The organism is Caulobacter sp. (genome assembly GCF_049283275.1).
In the GTDB taxonomy this organism is placed as follows: Bacteria; Pseudomonadota; Alphaproteobacteria; order Caulobacterales; family Caulobacteraceae; genus Caulobacter.
In genome coordinates, this window is the sequence record NZ_JBAPVS010000212.1 from 1 (window position 1) to 17102 (window position 17102).

The window sequence follows — 17102 nt, forward strand, 5'->3', positions numbered from 1 at the left end:
CCGCGCGGCCGCAGCGGCTGGACACACGGCTGGGCGAGATCCGGCGCGTGCCGCTGGCCGACGGCTCGATGGTGGCGATCAACACCAAGACCGCGCTCGAAGTGGCCATGAAACCCAAGTCGCGCCACGTCGTCCTGAAGAGGGGCGAGGCCTGGTTCCAGGTCGCCAAGGATCCGCAGCGCCCGTTCACCGTCGCGGCGGGTTCTGTCCGTGTGCGCGCCGTGGGCACGGCCTTCTCGGTGCGGCATGGAGACGAAGCCGAGACCGGCGTCGACGTGATGGTCACCGAGGGCGTGGTCGAAACCTGGATCGAGGGCGATCAGGCCTCACGGCGGCGATTGTCGGCGGGCAGCCGGGTCATCCTGGCCAGCGCCGCGTCGCCCACGATGGCGGAGTCGCCGTCCGAGATCGAGCGCAGCCTGGCCTGGCGCAACGGCGAGATCGCCCTGGACGGCGAGAGCCTCGAACAGGCGGCGCGTCTGTTCAACCGCTACAACAGCCGCCAGATCGTGATCGATGATCCGGCGCTGGCGCAGGAGCGCTTCGTCGGCCTCTTCCAGACCAACGAACCCGAAAGTTTCGCGGCCGCCGTCGCCGCGACCCTCGGCGCCGTGGTCAGCGACGACGATCGCACTATTCGGATCGCGCGCGCTCACGTTTCGTAAGCCCATACAACTCGCCCTGATCGTGATTGGATTGACTGTTTCTCATTCGCTTGGGCGACATGAGCAGACCTTACTTCTCCGGCGCGCGGGTCGTCGCAATCTAAGCTGCGCCCATCGGCCCTTTCTCCTCAGAACTTTTGGGGCGGGAGCGTTCATGGAAGACTGAAAGAGCGGCTCCCGGCGGAAAGACTTCCAGCGCAACGCGCGGTCGCGCCGCCCCGCATTCGAAACAGGCGCCGAGCGGTGAAGCTGGCGCAAAAGTGGGCGTGTTGGGCCGTGAGCGGACCAATCGTGTGCTCGCCCGCCGGAAAATAAGCCCCGACACCTCGTCCTGTCAGGAGGCCACGTATGGCTGGCCTCGGAACGATGGGGGATTGTCGATGCGTGACTGGAAACGTTCCGCGGGGCGGAGGCTGCTGTGCGCGGCCTCGGCGATTTGGGCGCTGAGCGCGGGAACCACTCTGGCCCAGGCCATGCCGTTCAGGATCGACGCCCAGCCGGCCGCGACGGGCATCCGCCAGTTCGCCCGTCAGGCGGGCGTGCAGATCCTGGTTCAATCCGACGCCGCTCAGGGCAGGCGCACCGCGCCGGTGCGCGGCGCCCTGCCGGTCGATCGCGCCCTGGAGCAGCTGCTGGTCGGCACGGGGCTGACGGTGGTCTCCAACGACGGCAAGACGATCGTGCTGGCGCCGCCGCGCACCGGCCTCATCCGGACGGGTTGGTCGAACGCCGGCGGGGGGGCGCTATCGTCGCCCCCAGAGCCCGTCGCGCCGCCAGAACCCGACGCGCCCAGCATCATTGAGGAACTGATCGTCACCGGCACGCGCTCGACCTCGCGCACGGTGACCGAGAGCATGGCCCCGATCGACGTGATCTCGGCCGCCGAACTGAGCAAGAGCGGCAAGCAGTCGACGCGCGACCTGATCTCGACCCTAGTGCCGTCGGCCAACACCTCCAACAGCGGCGCGGGCGCCAGCTTCGCGATCAAGACGGTGTCGCTGCGTGGCCTCTCAGCCGACCAGACCCTCGTGCTGGTCAACGGCAAGCGCCGGCACAACACCGCCATCCTGTTCGTCAACGGCACCACCCAGAACGGTCAGTCGCCGCCGGATCTGGATCTGATCCCCTCGGCAGCGATCGAGCGGATCGAGGTGCTGCGTGACGGCGCCTCGGCCCAGTACGGCTCGGACGCCCTGGCCGGCGTCATCAACGTCATCCTGAAGAAGAGCCCCGACGGCGGTTCGATGACCGCGCTCTATGGCGAGACCGGCGCGGGCGATGGCAAGACCGCTCAGTTCTCCGGCAATCTGGGCATGAAGCTGGGCGAGGACGGCTATCTGAACCTGACGACCGACGTCCGCGTCAGCGACATGACGGATCGGGGCGACAAGACGCTGAACACCACTCAGATGTACTTCCCGCTGAACGCCCTGGGCCAGCCGGTGAGGGTGGGGGCGCCTGGCTCGACCCCGGATCCGCGCGAGGCCACGGCCGATCGCCACACCAGCCATCCGGGTTCACCCCAGGTGCAGTTGTACTCGCTGAGCTACGGCGCCGGCGCGCCGCTGAACGACGAGATCGATCTCTATTCGTTCGGCACCTTCTCCAGCCGCAACACCGCGGCCTGGCTCACCTTCCGCAACCCGAACGCCAGCAACAACATCACGGCGGTCAATCCCGACGGCTATACGCCGAAGCTGTTCCTCAAGGACCGCGACTTCCAGGTGGCCGCCGGCGCCAAGGGCTCGGATGTTCTGGGCTTCGACTGGGACCTGTCGACCACCTTCAGCCGCGACGACGTCGACTATTACGAAAACTCGCTGAACGCGTCGCTCGGCCCGGCCAGCCCCACCTATTTCTTCATCGGCACGCTGAAATTCCAGGAATGGACCACCAACCTGGATCTCACGCGTGAGCTGGATACCGGTGTCCTGGCCGAGCCGATGTTCCTGGCCGCGGGCCTGGAATATCGCGACGACAAGTTCGGCATCGTGGCCGGCGAACCGGCCTCGTACGTCAACGGCGGCTATGTGGCCCCGGCCGGCAGCCCGCAGGCCGGCGTCGTGTTCGCCGGCGGCTCCCAGGGCGTGACCGGCTTCCCGCCGTTCTCGGCCGGTTCGTTCTCGCGCGACAACATCAGCGCCTATCTGAACGTGGAGCAGAAGCTGACCGACAAGCTGGAAATGGCCCTGGCCGGACGTTTCGAGCACTATTCGGACTTCGGCGACGCCAAGACCTTCAAGCTGTCCAGCCGCTACGCGATCCTGCCCAACCTGGCGATCCGGGGCACGGCCAGCACGGGCTTCCGCGCGCCGTCCCTGCAACAGCAGCACTACGCCTCGTCCAGCACCATCGGCGTGATCGTGCCGCCGGCCACGACCACCCAGCTCTATCCGGTGCAACTGCTGCCGCCGGACAATCCCGCCGCCATCGCGCTCGGCGCCAAGCCGCTGCGGCCGGAAAAGTCGACCAACTACTCGATCGGGCTCGTGGCCCAGCCGATACGGCGGATGAACGTCACGCTAGACGTCTACCAGATCAAGATCGACAACCGCATCCTGCAGAGCGGCACGCTTGGGCCGAACGCGGCGGTCAGCAACGCCCTGGCCAGCCAGGGGCTGAACCCCCAACAGGCGGCTTTCTACTACGGCAACTTCGCCGATACGAAGACGCGCGGCATCGACCTGGTGGTCGACTACCACACCGACTTCGGCGACTTCGGCGCGGTGCGTTGGACGGTCTCGGCCAACCACACCAAGAACGAGTTCACCCGCGTAGTCCAGCCGCCGCCGGCCCTGGCCTCGGCCGGCATCGTCTATATCGACCGGGTGAAGATCGGCGACCTGACGGTCGGCACGCCCAAGGACAAGTTCATCGTGGGCGCCGATTGGACCCTTGGGAAGTTCGACGCCAACCTGCGCCTGACCCGCTATGGCGAGGTCATCCAGCGCACCTCGCTGGCGGCCAATGACGAGACCGTCAGCCCCAAACTGATCGCCGACCTGGACGTCAGCTACGCAGCGACGGAAAACGTCACGGTCAGCGTCGGGGCCAACAACCTGCTCGACGCCTATCCCGACAGCGTTCGCGCCGCCAATCGCGGCACGCCCGCCTTCGCCTACTACAATCAGTACTCTCCGTACGGGATCAGCGGCGGCTTCTACTACGCCCGCGTCGCCGCCCGCTTCTAGGCTTGGTTCGCCGGTCCGGGCGAGCGCCCGGACCGGCCCTCACGCGAGTTCACCATGACCAAGACTTCCTCGCGCGGCGTCAGCCGCCGCCGGCTGTTTTCGATCGGCGGCGGGGTGATCGCCGCCTCCGGCGTCGCCGCCCTGACGCCGCCTGGCGCGAAGGCGGCCGATCAGCCGCCGGCCGCCGACACCCGCATGGTCACGGCGACCGAAGGCACCAACATCTGCGCGGTCGTTTCGCCGGACGGCAAGACCGTGGCCTTCGACGTCTACGCCATGCTCTGGCTGATCCCGATCGAGGGCGGCCCGGCCCGACGGCTGACCGAAGAGATCTACGAGATCGCCCAGCCCGACTGGTCGCCGGACGGCAAGACCCTGGCCTTCCAGTCCTATCGCGACGGCAACTTCCACGTCTGGACCATCGGGGCCGACGGAACGGGCCTGAAGCAACTGACCAAGGGCGCGTTCGATTGCCGCGAGCCGCGGTGGTCGCCGGACGGACGCAAGATCGCGTTCTCCAGCGACCGCGGCGGTCGCTACGGCGTGCACCTGCTGGACGTCGCCGGCGGCGAGATCACCGCCTTCAGCTCAGGACCGACCGACGAGTTCGAACCCTCCTGGTCGCCGGACGGCAAGAGCATCACCTTCACGGTCGACAAGGTCCGCATCGACGTCCAAGGCCTGGATGGCGCGCGACGGACGGTGGCCAAGGTCAAGGCGTCGGCCGACCGGTTCAACGCCGCCTCCGTGGCCAGCCCGGCCTTCACGCCGGACGGCCAGGACGTGGTCTTCACCGCCATCGAGAACGGCAAGGCCGAGCTGCGCAACGCCGCCGGCGTCGTGGTGCAGGGCGAGGACGTCTTTCCGTTCCGCGCCGCCTGGCTGCCGTCCGGCGAGTTCCTCTATACGGCCGACGGCCAGATCAAGCGCCGGACGCTGGCGGGACCGGCCACGACCATCGCCTTCACCGCCAAGGTTCCGGTACTGACACCGCGCTACACCAAGAAAAGCCGCGACTTCCTTTCGGCCAAGACGCGGCCGGTGGTGGGCGTCGGCAGCCCGGCCCTGTCGCCGGACGGCCTGCAGGTGGTGTTCCGCGCCTTGAATGATCTCTATCGGCTCGACCTCGGCGGCGGCCCCGCCAAGCCGCTGATCGACGACGCCTTCAGCAAGGTCGACCCGGCCTGGTCGCCGGACGGCAAAACCCTGGCCTATTCGACCGACAAGGGCGGATCGCTCGACATCTGGCTGCGTGACATGGCCACCGGCGCGAGCCGCCAGCTGACCCATTTCGACGGCGCGGCGGTGTCGAGCGCCTGGTCGCGCGACGGCAAGTCGATCGCCTTTCTCAGCCAGAACGGCGGGCTGTTCGTCGCCGACGCCGCGACCGGTGAGACCCGCCGCGTCTATGGCGACCTCTGGGAACCGGGCAAGCCCACCTGGGGCCCGGGCGACAAGACCATCGCCTACGCCGCGTTCAAGCCGTACTCCGCCAGGTTCCGCGAGGGGCTCAGCGAAATCCTGACCGTCGACGTGGCCAGCGGGAAGGGGACCTACGCTCCGATCCTGGCCGACCGCTCGCTGGGCACGCGCGGCGATGACGGCCCGGTCTGGTCGCCGGACGGCAAGGCCCTGGCCTATGTCTTCGCCAGCCGCCTGCATCTGTCGCCGGTCGACGAGACCGGCAGGCTGTTGGGTCCGCCCAAGCCGCTCAACGATGAAGTCACCGACGCCGTCAGCTGGAGCGGCGATGGCAAGACCCTGATCTATATCTCCGCCGGCCAGCTGAAGTTGATTTCGGCCGCCGGCGGCGCGCCCAGGGCCGTGCCGCACGGCCTGACCTGGACCAATGTCCGACCCAAGGGGCGGATGGTGGTGCGGGCCGCCCGCCTTTGGGACGGCAAGTCGCCGACCTTGCGCGAGAACGTCGATGTCCTGATCTCCGACGGTCGCATCGCCGGCGTCGCCCCGCGCGGCGCGGTGGCGGCCGACGTGACCGTCGTTGACGCGCCGACGGGCGTGGTCATGCCCGGCCTGATCGACATGCACACCCATCGCCAGATGCAAGGCTACGGCTACGGCGACCGGGAAGGGCGGCTGTGGCTGTCGCTGGGGGTGACCACCACCCGCTCGCCCGGCGGTCCGGCCTATCACACGGTGGAAGACCAGGAGGCGATTGAGTCCGGCAAGCGGGTCGGCCCACGCTACTACGCCACCGGCGAGGCGATCGACGGCTCGCGGATCTTCTACAACTTCATGCGGCCGGTCACCGAGCCCGGCCAGATGGCGCTGGAGATGAAGCGGGCCGAGGCGCTGTCCTACGACCTGATCAAGACCTATGTCCGCCTCTCGGGCGAGCGCCAGAGGGAGGTCATCGCCTGGGCCCACGCCAAGGGCCTGCCGCTGACCTCGCACTATCACTACCCGGCGCTGGGCCTGGGCATGGACGGCATGGAGCACCTGGGCGCGACCAGCCGCACCGGCTATTCGCGTACGGTCAGCGCGTTGGGGAACACCTACCAGGACGTCAACGCCGCCTTCGTGGCCAGCAAGGCGGCGCGCACGCCGACCCTGTTCACCTCCACGGCCTTGCTCGCGGACGACCGCTCCCTGGTCGACGATCCGCGCATCAAGGCGCTGTATCCGCCGTGGGAGTACGCCCGGCTGCTGGAGCGCGCCAAGCAGATGGCGACCATGGACCGCACGCCGATCCTGGCCTCGCTGGCTCGTAACGTCGCGGAGGTGGCGCGCACCGTCCGGGCCGGCGGCCGCATCACCACCGGCACGGACTCGCCGATCGACTTCAACGCCGTCAGCCTGCACATGAATCTGCGGGCCATGGTCCGCTACGGCATGACGCCGTTCGAGGCGCTGGTCACCGCCACCAGCGCTTCGGGCGAGTATCTGGACGAGCCGCTGGGCTCGATCGCGACCGGCAACTACGCCGACCTGGTCGTGGTCGACGGCGACCCGTTGGCCAGGATCGAGGACGCGGCCAAGGTCGCCAAGGTGATCAAGCACGGAGAGGTCTACACGATCGCCGACCTGATCGGTCCGTTCGCGGACCATGCCCAGCAGGCCGCCCTGGGCGGCGCCCAGAGAAACGGCGCTCGGCGCTTCGTTTGCGAGGCCTCGGCCGAATACTGGTGGCACGAGCCCGACTTCCTGGCGCAGGCTCGCGCTTCATGTTGCGATGGAGCCTGCGGTTTCGCGCCGACCTTCAGCCTTCAAGTCTAGTCTGGGAGACGATCATGGGCATTTCGCGACGCCGGTTTCTCAACGCGGTCGGTTTGGCCGGCGGCTATGGGGCGCTCTACACCACCATGATGGGCATGGGCCTTCTGGCCGCGCCCCGCGCCTATGCCGGCGCGCCCAAGCTGGGCCTGGCGGGCGGCAAGGGGGCCTCGGTGGCGATCCTCGGGGCAGGCGTCGCGGGCCTGGTCGCCGCCTACGAGCTGCGCAAGGCGGGCTACACGGTCACGGTGCTGGAAGCGCGCGAGCGGCCGGGCGGTCGGGCCTGGTCGGTGCGCTCGGGCTCGAAGATCGTCCAGACGGGCCGGCCGGACCAGACCGTCGACTGGGCGAGCGGCAAAAACGACTACTTCAACGCCGGCCCCGCCCGCATCCCGCAGTGGCACCACGCCGTCCTCGGCTATTGCCAGGAGCTGGGCGTGCCGCTGGAGGTGATGGTCAACGCCAACCGATCGGCCAAGCTGGACTTCGCCGGCCAGGTGGTCACCGAGCGCCAGGCGGTCAACGACACCCGCGGCGCCTTTACCGAACTGCTGGCCAAGGCCGTCGACAGGGGGGCGCTGGATCAGGAACTGACCGGTCTCGATAAGCAGAAGCTGCTGGGCTACCTGTCGGCCTACGGCGATCTCTCCAAGAATAGTTATGAAGGCTCGACCCGGGCCGGCTTCCTGGCCTCGCCGGGGGGCTACGACCATCCGCCCAAGGGCGGGCCGCCGCTGCGCATGGCCGACATGATGAAGTCCCAGTTCTGGGGCGCCAGCCTGATCTTCGAGGAGATCATCGACATGCAGGCCACCATGCTGCAGCCGGTGGGCGGCATGGACCGGATTTCCTACGCCCTCTACGAGGCGGTCAGGCCGGCCGTGAAGTTCGAGGCCGTGGTCAAGGAGCTGCGCAAGACATCGCCCCAAGGGAAGAAGAATGGGGGCGTGAAGATCGTCTACGCCGACAAGGCGGGCGCACAGACGCTGGAGGCCGACTACTGCATCTGCACGATCCCGCTGCCGGTGTTGGCCAAGATCCCGTCCGACTTCGCGCCGCGCGTGAAGCAGGCCATCGCGGCGGGCGAATACCACCACGGCACCAAGGTGGCCTGGGAGAGCCGGCGGTTCTGGGAGCAGGACGACTTCCAGTACGGCGGCCTGGGCTGGACCGACCAGGCCAGCGAGCTGGTCTGGTATCCCAGCGGCGGCATCGGCGAGAAGACCGGCATCCTGGTCGGAGCCTATTCGATCGGTTTCTCTGGTCCGGACAATCCGGGCAAGTACGCGGCCATGTCGTTCGACGAGCGCTTCGCCGTTTCGCGCGGCGTGATCGAAAAATTCCACCCAGGCCACGGCAAGGAGCTGACCAAGCCCTTCACGGTCTCGTGGATGCAGACGCCCTTCAGCGAGGGCGTGGCCGTGGGCTGGAAGCAAGAGCAGCGCGCCACCGACTACGCCGAGCTGTGCAAGCCCGACGGCGCCTTCTACTTCGCCGGTGAACACATGAGCTACATCAACGCCTGGCAGGAAGGCGCGGCGCTGTCGGCCCACGAGGCGCTGAAGTTGATCCAGGCCAGGGTGTCGGCGGCGTAGGAACGGACCGCGCCGATCGTCATAGGTCCAAGCCGAGCAACCGATGCGTGGGTCGGCCGTTGGCATGGCGAACTCCTGTGCGTCCGGAACCCAGCTGGCTTCCGGGCCGCCGAGTTTGCAGGAAGCTCTCGGCCGCAGAGGGGAAGTCGTGTCCAGGCCCATCAGCCCGCCGCCCGTAACCGGGGAGGGGGATCGCGACCTTCCCGCCTATGTCAGCAACGGCCTGATCGGCCTGCGCGTCCGCGCCCAGCCGTTGCAGGCCGGCATGGCTCTGGTCAGCGGCTATGCCGGCGAGGATCCCGAGCGCCGCATCGAGGCGGCCGCGCCGGCGCCCTATCCGCTGGCCGGCGACATCGCCGTGAACGGCGTTTGGCTGTCGGACCTGCAGCATCAGGTCGGCGAACTCGAACAGGCCTACGATTTCGCCTCGGGCGAACTGACCAGCCAGTTCGTCTTCATCGCGTGCGGTCGGCGGGTGAGTTGCACGGTGCTGACCTTCGCCAGTCGCGAAGATCCGACCCTGGTCTGCCAGGAGGTCGCCTTGACGGTCGACGGGGCTTGCGACCTGCGGGTCCGCGCCGGCGTGGCTGTGCCGGGCGTGCTGGGGCGAGCGCTGAGGTTCCTGCGCGATACGCCGGGCGAGGCGCAGACCCATTGCGACGGCGTTCTGTTGTGGGAGTCGGCCGGAGCGCTGGGCCGAGTTGGATTGGCCTATGTCACCGAGATGGCCGGCGGGTCGAGCGGGGAGGCTGAGGCGCTGCGACCGGCGCTCGACGCCTCGGGCCTGATTTCGACCTATGCTTTCCGGGCGCGCGCCGGCGCGACCTACCGCCTGCGCCAGGTGACCAGCCTTGTGCCCAGCGCCCTGCACAGCCGTCCCGACGAGCAGGCCGGTCGGATGGCCGCCAAGGCGCGGCATGACGGGTTCGAGGTGCTGCGACGGGAGAACCGCGCGATTTGGGACGAAATCTGGAAAGGACGCATCCGGCTGGTCGGCGCCGAACCGCGCTGGCAGGCCCTGGCCGATGCGGCCTTCTTCTATCTCAACAGCTCGGTCCACGCCTCGTCATGCGCCTCGACCTCGATCTTCGGTTTGGCCACCTGGCACGACTACCATTACTATTACGGCCACGTGATGTGGGACATCGAGGCTTTCGCGGTCCCAGTCTTGGCGCTGGTTCAGCCGCAAGCCGCCGCGTCCCTGCTGGACTACCGCTTCCGCAACCTCGCCGCCGCTCGCGCGAACGCCAAGATGATGGGGCGGACCGGCGCGCAATTTCCCTGGGAAAGCTCACCATCGTTCGGCGAGGAGGCCGCGCCACTGCCGGGCACGGCGGCCTGGCACGAGGACCATGTCTCGCTGGACGTCGCCCGCGCCTTCGCGTTCTTTGCCGATGTGACCGGGCAGGGCGAGTTCCGGCGCGAACAGGCCTGGCCGGTGCTGTCCGGCGTCGCCGACTGGATCGTTTCGCGGGCGCACCGCACGCCGGACGGCTACGAGATCCGCGCCTCGATGGGCATCGCCGAGCGCGAGGAGCCCGTCGACAACGCCGCCTTCACCAACATGGCCGCCGTGGTCGTTCTGGAGGACGCGACTCGTCTCGGCCAACGCCTGGGCTACGCGGTCGATCCGCGCTGGGAAGAGATCGCCAAGACCATGGTCTTGCCGCAGCGCGACAAGGTGGTCGTGTCGCACGATGGCTATCGCAAGACCGAGGAGAAGGGCGCAACCCCCGATCCCCTGATGGGCGTCTGGCCATTCGGTTATCGGCTCGATCCCGCCGCGGAGAAGGCCACGCTCGACTTCTATCTCGACCAGGCCGACGCCTATCTGGGCAGCCCCATGTTGTCGGCGCTCTACGGGGCCTGGGCGACGCGAACCGGTGACCGCGCCCTGGCCCTGAAGCTGCTCGACGAGGGCTATGCGAAGTTCGAAGGCGGGCGGTTCGGCCAGATCCTGGAATACCGTCCGGACCGCTTTCCGGAACAACCGCGCGCGGGTCCGTTCTTCGCCAACATGGGCGGTTTCCTGAGCGGCCTCCTGCTGGGCATGCCGCGCCTGGAACCGAGCGAGGGCGAGCCGGAGACCTGGCCCAAGGCGCCGGTGGTCCTGCCGGCCGGCTGGACGGCGATAGAGATCGATCGGTTGTGGGTGCGCGGTCGCCCCATGCGCCTGGAAGCCCGCCACGGCGAGCCGGCGCGCCTGACGGCCCTTGAGGGTGGTCGCTGATTCCAGGCATGACTCCACGCCTTTGCCTGACAGCGGCGCGCGCTTCGCCTCCGTGGCGCCGGCGCGAACGCGACATGGCCGGTCGCCAGATGAAAAGCCTAGGCCTTATGACCGCTGCGATCGCCGCCGCGTATCGCCTCGCCAACGACCAAGCGACGCCTAAGACCCGTGATTCAACAGATTTCACCGGCGTCACCGACCGCAAACCCGAACTCAACATCACGACCAGGTCGCGGAATCCCGTCTCCTAACCGCACAGCTGACTCCTATCGCGAGCCTTCTGATCCCAAATTCAGCGACCGACGACGATAGCGTTTACGAGCCAGATGAGCATCAATCGATCCATTCGCACGCCCCACGCGTATCTCGTTGTGAAGAGTGGAGCCTCACATGAACGTCGCCATCGCCTATGTCCTGACGCTGGTCTTCTTCGCCCTGATCGACACGGCCTGGTTGGGAACGATGGGAGACCGACTTTACCGGCCGCTTGTCGGGTCGATGCTGGCGGATAATTTCAAACTGGCGCCGGCGATCGCGTTCTATGCGTTGTATGCGGCGGGGCTGACCCTGTTCGCCGTGCTGCCTGGCCTGGCCGAGGGCGGCTGGAAGAAGGCCCTGCTCTGGGGAGGACTGCTGGGGCTGTTCGCCTATGGGACCTATGACCTGACCAATCTGGCCACGCTGAAGAGCTGGAGCCTGAAGCTCTCCTTGATCGACATGGCTTGGGGCATGTGCGTCAGCGCCAGCGCATCGGCGAGCGCTTGCGCCCTGGCCGCGAGGCTTCTGCGCCCGCCGGCCTAGCGACGGGGCGGGCGAGGGAAGAAGGCGCTGGTTTGGGCGGCGTAGGCGGCGAAGGCGTCGGGGCGCGAGCGCTTCATGTGGTCTTCCAGCAAGGGCACGCCCGAGACCTTCGTCAACAGCCAATAGATGTAGGCCGGTCCGCTCAGCGCCAGCCAACCCCAGGGCCAGTCGCCGCCGAAGTCGATGGCGAACAGCGGCCAGGCGCACCAGCCCAGCCATTCAAAAAAGTAGTTGGGGTGGCGCGACCAGGCCCACAGGCCGCTATCGCAGATGAGGCCGCGGTTGACCGGGTCGGCCTTGAAGGCGGCGAGTTGATGATCGGCCAGTCCCTCGCCAGCCAGGGCGGACAGGAAGATCAGGGCGGCCAGCCCGTCTTGGAAGCCCAAGGCCGGCGCCGGATTGCGCGCAGCCAGGAGAATGCTAAGGGCCAGGAACGCCGCGGCGCCCGCCTGCAGCATCAGGAAGCCGAACATCCGTGTCTGAAAACGGGAGCCCCAGTCGTGACGCAAGCGAGCGTATCGGGCGTCCTCGCGCTCGTTGGCCGCCCTTCTGGCGATGTGCGCGCCCAGCCTCAAGCCCCAAAGCCCGATCAGCACGGCCGCCAGCACCTGGCGCGCGGAGGGGGCCGCGCCATGCAACGGAAACAGCGAGACACCGACGCCCGCCGCGCCCAGGCCGAACGACCAGAAGGCGTCGGCCCACCCGCCCTGACCGGTGCGCCATTGGACCAGCCAGGCCGCGCTCATCGTCAGAACCAGAAAAAGCGTCGCCGCCGCCCAAAGCGGCAGGAGTTCGATCATAGCCGCACGAAGGGCTGCATCAGCCGTCCCAACCAGCCGTCGAGTTGGATCTGGCCGTCCAGGGCGGCGACGCAGAGACAGGGCTGATCCGACACCACCCGCGGCCGGTGAAGCACCTCGCCGTCGGCCTCCTCCAGGTCGCCGACCTCGAAACGATCCGTCTCGGTGGCGTAGGCGCCGGTCAGGACGCAGGTCAGTTCGTCGCCGCGATGCGTGTGGCGGGGCGTCTCGCGCCCCGGATCGATCCTGAGCAATATGACCCTGCAGTCGCCGTCACGCGGGGCATGGACGTCACGCACCCGCATGCCTGGCCCGATCCAGCGCCACGGTCCAAGCGCGTAGCGCCGCAGCGGCTCGGGCAGTTCGGGCATGTCGTTGAGCAGGGCCGGCCGCTTCACCTCGCCCGCATCGGTCTCAACGCGCGCAAGGGCTCGCGTCAGAGCGTCCGAGGACAGGGCCACGGGCGCCGTCTCCTCGAGAAATTGGCCGCCGACGGCCTGGAGCCGGCGCACCCAGGCGTCGGCCGCGGGGCGCAGCGCCAGATGGGTGGCGACGACGACGGCCTGAGGCGGGCTGAGGACGCCGGCGGCGTAGGCGAGCAGTCGCTCCTCGGACGGACCGTGGCGCGGGATCATCGGGGCGCCTCCCGAGACGGTTGGAGGATGAGGCGAAGCTTTATCATGGCGTTGCGAATTCGGGATTTGACGGTGCCCAGAGGCAGATTGAGATGAAGGGCGATTTCGGAATGGGGGCTTTCCAGGAAAAAGGCGAAGCGCAACACCTCCACCTGTTCGCGGCTCAGGTGGGACAGCGCCTCTCGCACCCGTTCGGTGTCCTGCGACACCGACAGGATCTCGTCGGGGCGGAGAACGGCTTCGCCCGCCAATTCTATCTCGGGGATGGGAAGCGGGCGGGCGTCGCGCCGCAGCGCATCCAGGCGTCGGTTACGGGCGATGGTGAAGATCCAGGTCGCCGCCCGGGCCTTTCGCGGGTCGAACAGATCCGCTTTGCGCCACACGGTCAGCATGGCGTCCTGGGCGAAATCTTCGGCCGCGCCGGGCGCGGCGCCGGACCTGATCAGCCAGGCCTTAAGCCGCGGGGCGAAATGGTTGAACAGATGGGCGAACGCATCGCGGTCGCGTCGCAGCGCCACCGCCTCGATCAGGCGGTCGTGAAACAGCGGGTCTTGCTCGAGCTCCGAATGGCTCATGCGGAGAGACCGACTTCCTTGTGACGCCGATGATGCGCTCGCGACATGCATGAAGCTTAGTACGCTCCGGGGAAATATTTGGATCATTCGCGATCCAATCCCGACGCCGATGCGTAGTTCGATAAGGCCCGACCTTTGAAGGGCGAGCGCTTTTCGGAGCCGCAATGTCATCTTCGTACGCCCGCCCTTCCGCCGGGCCTCTCAAGATCGCCGTGGTGGGGTCCGGTGTCGCGGCCCTGTCGTCGGCCTGGCTGCTGTCGCAGCGCCACCAAGTGACGGTCTACGAAAAGACCGATCGTCTGGGCGGGCACTCCAACACCGTCATGGCCTCGACGATGGAGGGGGAAGTGGCGGTCGACACGGGGTTCATCTGTTTCAACGACGCCACCTATCCCAATCTGATCGCCCTTTTTGAGCATCTGGGCGTCGCCACGCGGGCGACCGAAATGTCCTTCGCCGTGTCGCTGGATGAGGGGCGGTTCGAATATGCCGCGCCCCGCCTGTTCGCGCAGCGCCGCAACGTCGTGCGGCCTCGTTTCTGGTCGATGCTGGGCGAGATCATGCGTTTCTATAGGCAGGCCCCGATCGATCTGATGGGGCCCATGGACCCCGATCTGACACTCGGCGGCTACCTCAGACGGGAAGGCTTCAGCCAGGCTTTTCGCGACGACCACCTCCTGCCGATGGCCGCGGCGATATGGTCTTCGCCCGTCCATACGTTGATGGACTATCCGGCCGAAGCCTTCATTCGGTTCTGCGGCAATCACGGTCTGTTGAAGCTGGTCGGTCGCCCGCTTTGGCGAACGGTCGAGGGCGGCAGCCGGGTCTATGTCGAGCATCTTGCCCGCAGCCTTGGCGACGTCCGGCTTGAAAGGGCCGTCACCGCGGTGCGACGCACCGATCACGGGGTCATGATCCACGACAGCCAGGGCGGGGTCGAACGCTTCGACCACGTCGTGATCGGCGCTCACGCCGATCAGGCCCTGGCCATGTTGGCCGAGCCGACCGCCCGCGAGGCCGAACTGCTGGGCGCCTTCCGCTACAGCCGCAATCTGACCGTGCTCCATACGGACGCCGGCCTGATGCCACGCCGCCGTGGCGCCTGGGCCAGCTGGAACTACATCGGCGCGGACGACGGCCTGTGCGTCACCTATTGGATGAACAGGCTTCAGGGTCTGACCGGCCAGGACCTGTTCGTCACCCTGAACCCGCCACGCCCGCCACACCCCGACACCTTGTTGCGCAGCGAGCTCTACGACCATCCGATCTTCAACCCGGCGGCGCTCCGGGCGCAGAAGCAGCTGTGGAGTCTTCAAGGGCAGGGCGGGGTCTGGTTCTGCGGCGCGCATTTCGGCGCGGGTTTCCACGAAGACGGCCTGCAGTCGGGTCTGGCCGTCGCCGAGCAGTTGGGGGGCGTGCGTCGCCCCTGGACAGTCGAGAACGAGAGCGGGCGCATCCATCTATCGCCCGCGCCGGCCCCGACGATGGAGGCGGCGGCGTGACCTGGGCGTCGGCGCTCTATCGCGGCGAGGTCATGCACCAGCGACTGCGGCCCAAGGCGCATCGGTTCAGCTATCGCGTCTTCTGGTTGCTGCTGGATCTGGAGGAGCTCGACGGCCTGGACCGCCGGCTGCGTCTGTTCTCGCATAACCGGTTCAACCTGCTGTCCTTTCATGATCGCGATCATGGGGATGGTTCGACAACGGCCTTGCGCTCGCAGGTCGAGGCTTTGCTCGGCCGGGCGCGGATCGACATCGGCCAAGGGCCGGTTCGCCTGCTGACCATGCCGCGCGTCCTGGGTTACGTCTTCAATCCCATCAGCGTCTTCTATTGCCACCATCTCGACGGCCGGCTGGCGGCCTTGGTCTATGAGGTGACCAGCACCTTCGGGGTCCGGCACGCCTATGTCATCCCCGTGCCGGAGGGGCATCAGGCGGCCGGACGGATCCGCCAGGGCGCGGCCAAGGCCCTCTATGTCTCGCCCTTCATGGGGATGGCGATGGACTATGAATTCCGCGGCCATGCCCCGCGCGAGAGGCTGGACCTGACGATCATGGGGCGAGACGCCGAGGGGCCGTTGCTCACCGCCGCCATGGCCGCCGAGCGGCGACCGATGGAGGACCGCGACCTGCTGTCCGCCGCCATCGCCCTGCCTCTGCTGACCCTGAAGGTCACGGCCGCCATCCATTGGGAGGCGCTGAAGCTTTGGCTCAAGGGCGTGGGGATGACCCGCCAGCCGGCGCCGGCGGCCGAGGCGGTCACGATCCAGAGCAGGCCTCGGGAGAGCCGTCTTGGACGCTGAACGGACGCGTTGCGGTTGCTGGGCCGCTAACAGGTGAAATCTCGGACCAGGCTGACTAGCGTTCGGAATGCTTGGAGCGTTGCCTTTTGAGATCAATCTGAGGGTGTTTGCTGTCCGCGCCCGTTTGCGGGTATTTTTCAGCCTTTCCTCATCCCGAAGATGGTGATCATCGCGACCGTGGGCGGTCTGCCGGCGCCTGGACGTGGCTCCGACCGGCGCGCCGTGAGGTGGCGGCTACGGCGTGATCCGCGTGCCGGACGCGCCAGCCAGCAGTCCGTCGATGTCCTCCAGCGCGCCTATGACGGCGGGTCGGCCGGTCTGTCGCACGAAGCGGCAGGCGGCGCGCACCTTGGGGCCCATGGAGCCTTCGGCGAAGCTTTGGCGGGCAAAATCCTCGACGCGACCGGACCGCACCGGACGCGCCCCAGGGGCGCCCCAGTCGAGATAGACCGCGTCGACGTCCGTCAGGATCAGCAGCTCGTGAGCCTTCAACCGCGCGGCCAGCAGGGCGGCGGCCAGGTCCTTGTCGATCACGGCTTCAACGCCGCGCAGGACGCCGTCCGGCGACCCGGCCACCGGCACGCCGCCGCCGCCGGCGCAGACGGTGATCACGCCTGCCGCCACCAGCCGCGCGATGGTCGGCGTCTCGACGATGTCCAGAGGTTCGGGCGAGGCGACCACGCGGCGCAAGCTCGCGCCGTCGGGCGCGAAGGTCCAGCCGCGCGCGGCGCGCAGGGCCCCGGCGGTCGCCGCCGGATAGACCGGGCCGATCGGCTTGGTCGGCCGGTGAAAGGCCGGATCGGCGGGATCCACAAGGGTCTGGGTCAGCAACACGGCCACCTCCCGCGCGGGAAGAGCGTTGCGCAGCTCCTGGGCGATAACATAGCCGATCATGCCCTGGGACTCCGCCCCCAACACGTCCAGCGGATAGGCTGGAACCGCCTCGTAGGCGTCGGCCGTCAGGGCCAGCAGTCCGATTTGCGGGCCGTTTCCGTGGACCAGAGCCACCTCATGGCCGTCGCAGGCCCGCGCCAGGCCGGCCGCCGCCGCCATGGTCCGCCGCTGATTGTCGGC

The 17102-nt window shown here is 67.9% G+C and carries 12 protein-coding genes; 8 read left to right on the top strand and 4 right to left on the bottom strand.

Translation table 11 applies throughout. From position 1 onward, the window contains the following. From WAL33_RS11835 to WAL33_RS11860, 6 genes are all read left to right on the top strand, one after another. A partial coding sequence (locus WAL33_RS11835) for a FecR family protein (protein WP_422181642.1) occupies positions 1-665 on the top strand: 665 nt, incomplete at its 5' end. A 380-nt stretch (positions 666-1045) separates the two neighbouring features. Then, positions 1046-3856 (top strand): TonB-dependent receptor domain-containing protein, encoded by a 2811-nt coding sequence (locus tag WAL33_RS11840; protein ID WP_422181644.1) that lies wholly within the window; start codon positions 1046-1048, stop codon positions 3854-3856. Positions 3857-3910: 54 nt separating this feature from the next. After that, positions 3911-7093 (top strand): amidohydrolase family protein, encoded by a 3183-nt coding sequence (locus WAL33_RS11845; protein ID WP_422181646.1) that lies wholly within the window; start codon positions 3911-3913, stop codon positions 7091-7093. Positions 7094-7107: 14 nt separating this feature from the next. Next, a complete protein-coding gene (locus WAL33_RS11850) occupies positions 7108-8685 on the top strand; it encodes an NAD(P)/FAD-dependent oxidoreductase (RefSeq protein WP_422181648.1) in 1578 nt (525 codons plus the stop codon). Between the two features lie 148 nt (positions 8686-8833). Then, positions 8834-10915 (top strand): glycoside hydrolase family 65 protein, encoded by a 2082-nt coding sequence (locus WAL33_RS11855; RefSeq protein WP_422181650.1) that lies wholly within the window; start codon positions 8834-8836, stop codon positions 10913-10915. A gap of 390 nt (positions 10916-11305) precedes the next feature. Continuing rightward, positions 11306-11716, top strand: a complete 411-nt coding sequence (locus tag WAL33_RS11860; RefSeq protein WP_422181652.1) for a DUF2177 family protein — start codon at positions 11306-11308, stop codon at positions 11714-11716. On the opposite strand, the gene WAL33_RS11865 is transcribed toward WAL33_RS11860, so the two are convergent. From WAL33_RS11865 to WAL33_RS11875, 3 genes are read right to left on the bottom strand one after another with little or no spacing between them, the layout of a single operon-like run. Beyond that, positions 11713-12516, bottom strand: a complete 804-nt coding sequence (locus WAL33_RS11865; RefSeq protein ID WP_422181654.1) for a DUF1295 domain-containing protein — start codon at positions 12514-12516, stop codon at positions 11713-11715. The genes WAL33_RS11860 and WAL33_RS11865 overlap by 4 nt on opposite strands. Beyond that, a complete protein-coding gene (locus WAL33_RS11870; protein WP_422181656.1) occupies positions 12513-13151 on the bottom strand; it encodes a ChrR family anti-sigma-E factor in 639 nt (212 codons plus the stop codon). Before WAL33_RS11870 ends, WAL33_RS11865 begins: the two co-directional genes overlap by 4 nt. Continuing rightward, positions 13148-13726 carry a sigma-70 family RNA polymerase sigma factor gene (locus WAL33_RS11875; RefSeq protein ID WP_422181658.1) on the bottom strand — a complete coding sequence of 193 codons (579 nt, stop codon included), beginning with the start codon at positions 13724-13726 and terminating at the stop codon, positions 13148-13150. Before WAL33_RS11875 ends, WAL33_RS11870 begins: the two co-directional genes overlap by 4 nt. Before the next feature lie 164 nt (positions 13727-13890). Between WAL33_RS11875 and WAL33_RS11880 the strand changes: the two genes are divergently transcribed. Further along, on the top strand, positions 13891-15228 hold the full coding sequence (locus WAL33_RS11880) for an NAD(P)/FAD-dependent oxidoreductase (RefSeq protein ID WP_422181660.1): 1338 nt from the start codon (positions 13891-13893) through the stop codon (positions 15226-15228). Continuing rightward, positions 15225-16028: a DUF1365 domain-containing protein gene (locus WAL33_RS11885; protein ID WP_422181662.1), complete on the top strand. Its 804-nt coding sequence runs from the start codon at positions 15225-15227 to the stop codon at positions 16026-16028. The genes WAL33_RS11880 and WAL33_RS11885 overlap by 4 nt, the downstream gene beginning before the upstream one ends. 234 nt (positions 16029-16262) lie before the next feature. On the opposite strand, the gene WAL33_RS11890 is transcribed toward WAL33_RS11885, so the two are convergent. Continuing rightward, a partial coding sequence (locus WAL33_RS11890) for a carbamate kinase (protein ID WP_422181664.1) occupies positions 16263-17102 on the bottom strand: 840 nt, incomplete at its 5' end.

What these genes read in the sequence shown, in the direction of transcription:
- WAL33_RS11840 (WP_422181644.1), top strand. Translation starts at nt 1,046, where the DNA reads ATGCGTGACTGGAAACGTTCCGCGGGGCGGAGGCTGCTGTGCGCGGCC.
- WAL33_RS11845 (WP_422181646.1), top strand. Translation starts at nt 3,911, where the DNA reads ATGACCAAGACTTCCTCGCGCGGCGTCAGCCGCCGCCGGCTGTTTTCG.
- WAL33_RS11850 (WP_422181648.1), top strand. Translation starts at nt 7,108, where the DNA reads ATGGGCATTTCGCGACGCCGGTTTCTCAACGCGGTCGGTTTGGCCGGC.
- WAL33_RS11860 (WP_422181652.1), top strand. Translation starts at nt 11,306, where the DNA reads ATGAACGTCGCCATCGCCTATGTCCTGACGCTGGTCTTCTTCGCCCTG.
- WAL33_RS11865 (WP_422181654.1), bottom strand. Translation starts at nt 12,516, where the DNA reads ATGATCGAACTCCTGCCGCTTTGGGCGGCGGCGACGCTTTTTCTGGTT.
- WAL33_RS11870 (WP_422181656.1), bottom strand. Translation starts at nt 13,151, where the DNA reads ATGATCCCGCGCCACGGTCCGTCCGAGGAGCGACTGCTCGCCTACGCC.
- WAL33_RS11875 (WP_422181658.1), bottom strand. Translation starts at nt 13,726, where the DNA reads ATGAGCCATTCGGAGCTCGAGCAAGACCCGCTGTTTCACGACCGCCTG.
- WAL33_RS11880 (WP_422181660.1), top strand. Translation starts at nt 13,891, where the DNA reads ATGTCATCTTCGTACGCCCGCCCTTCCGCCGGGCCTCTCAAGATCGCC.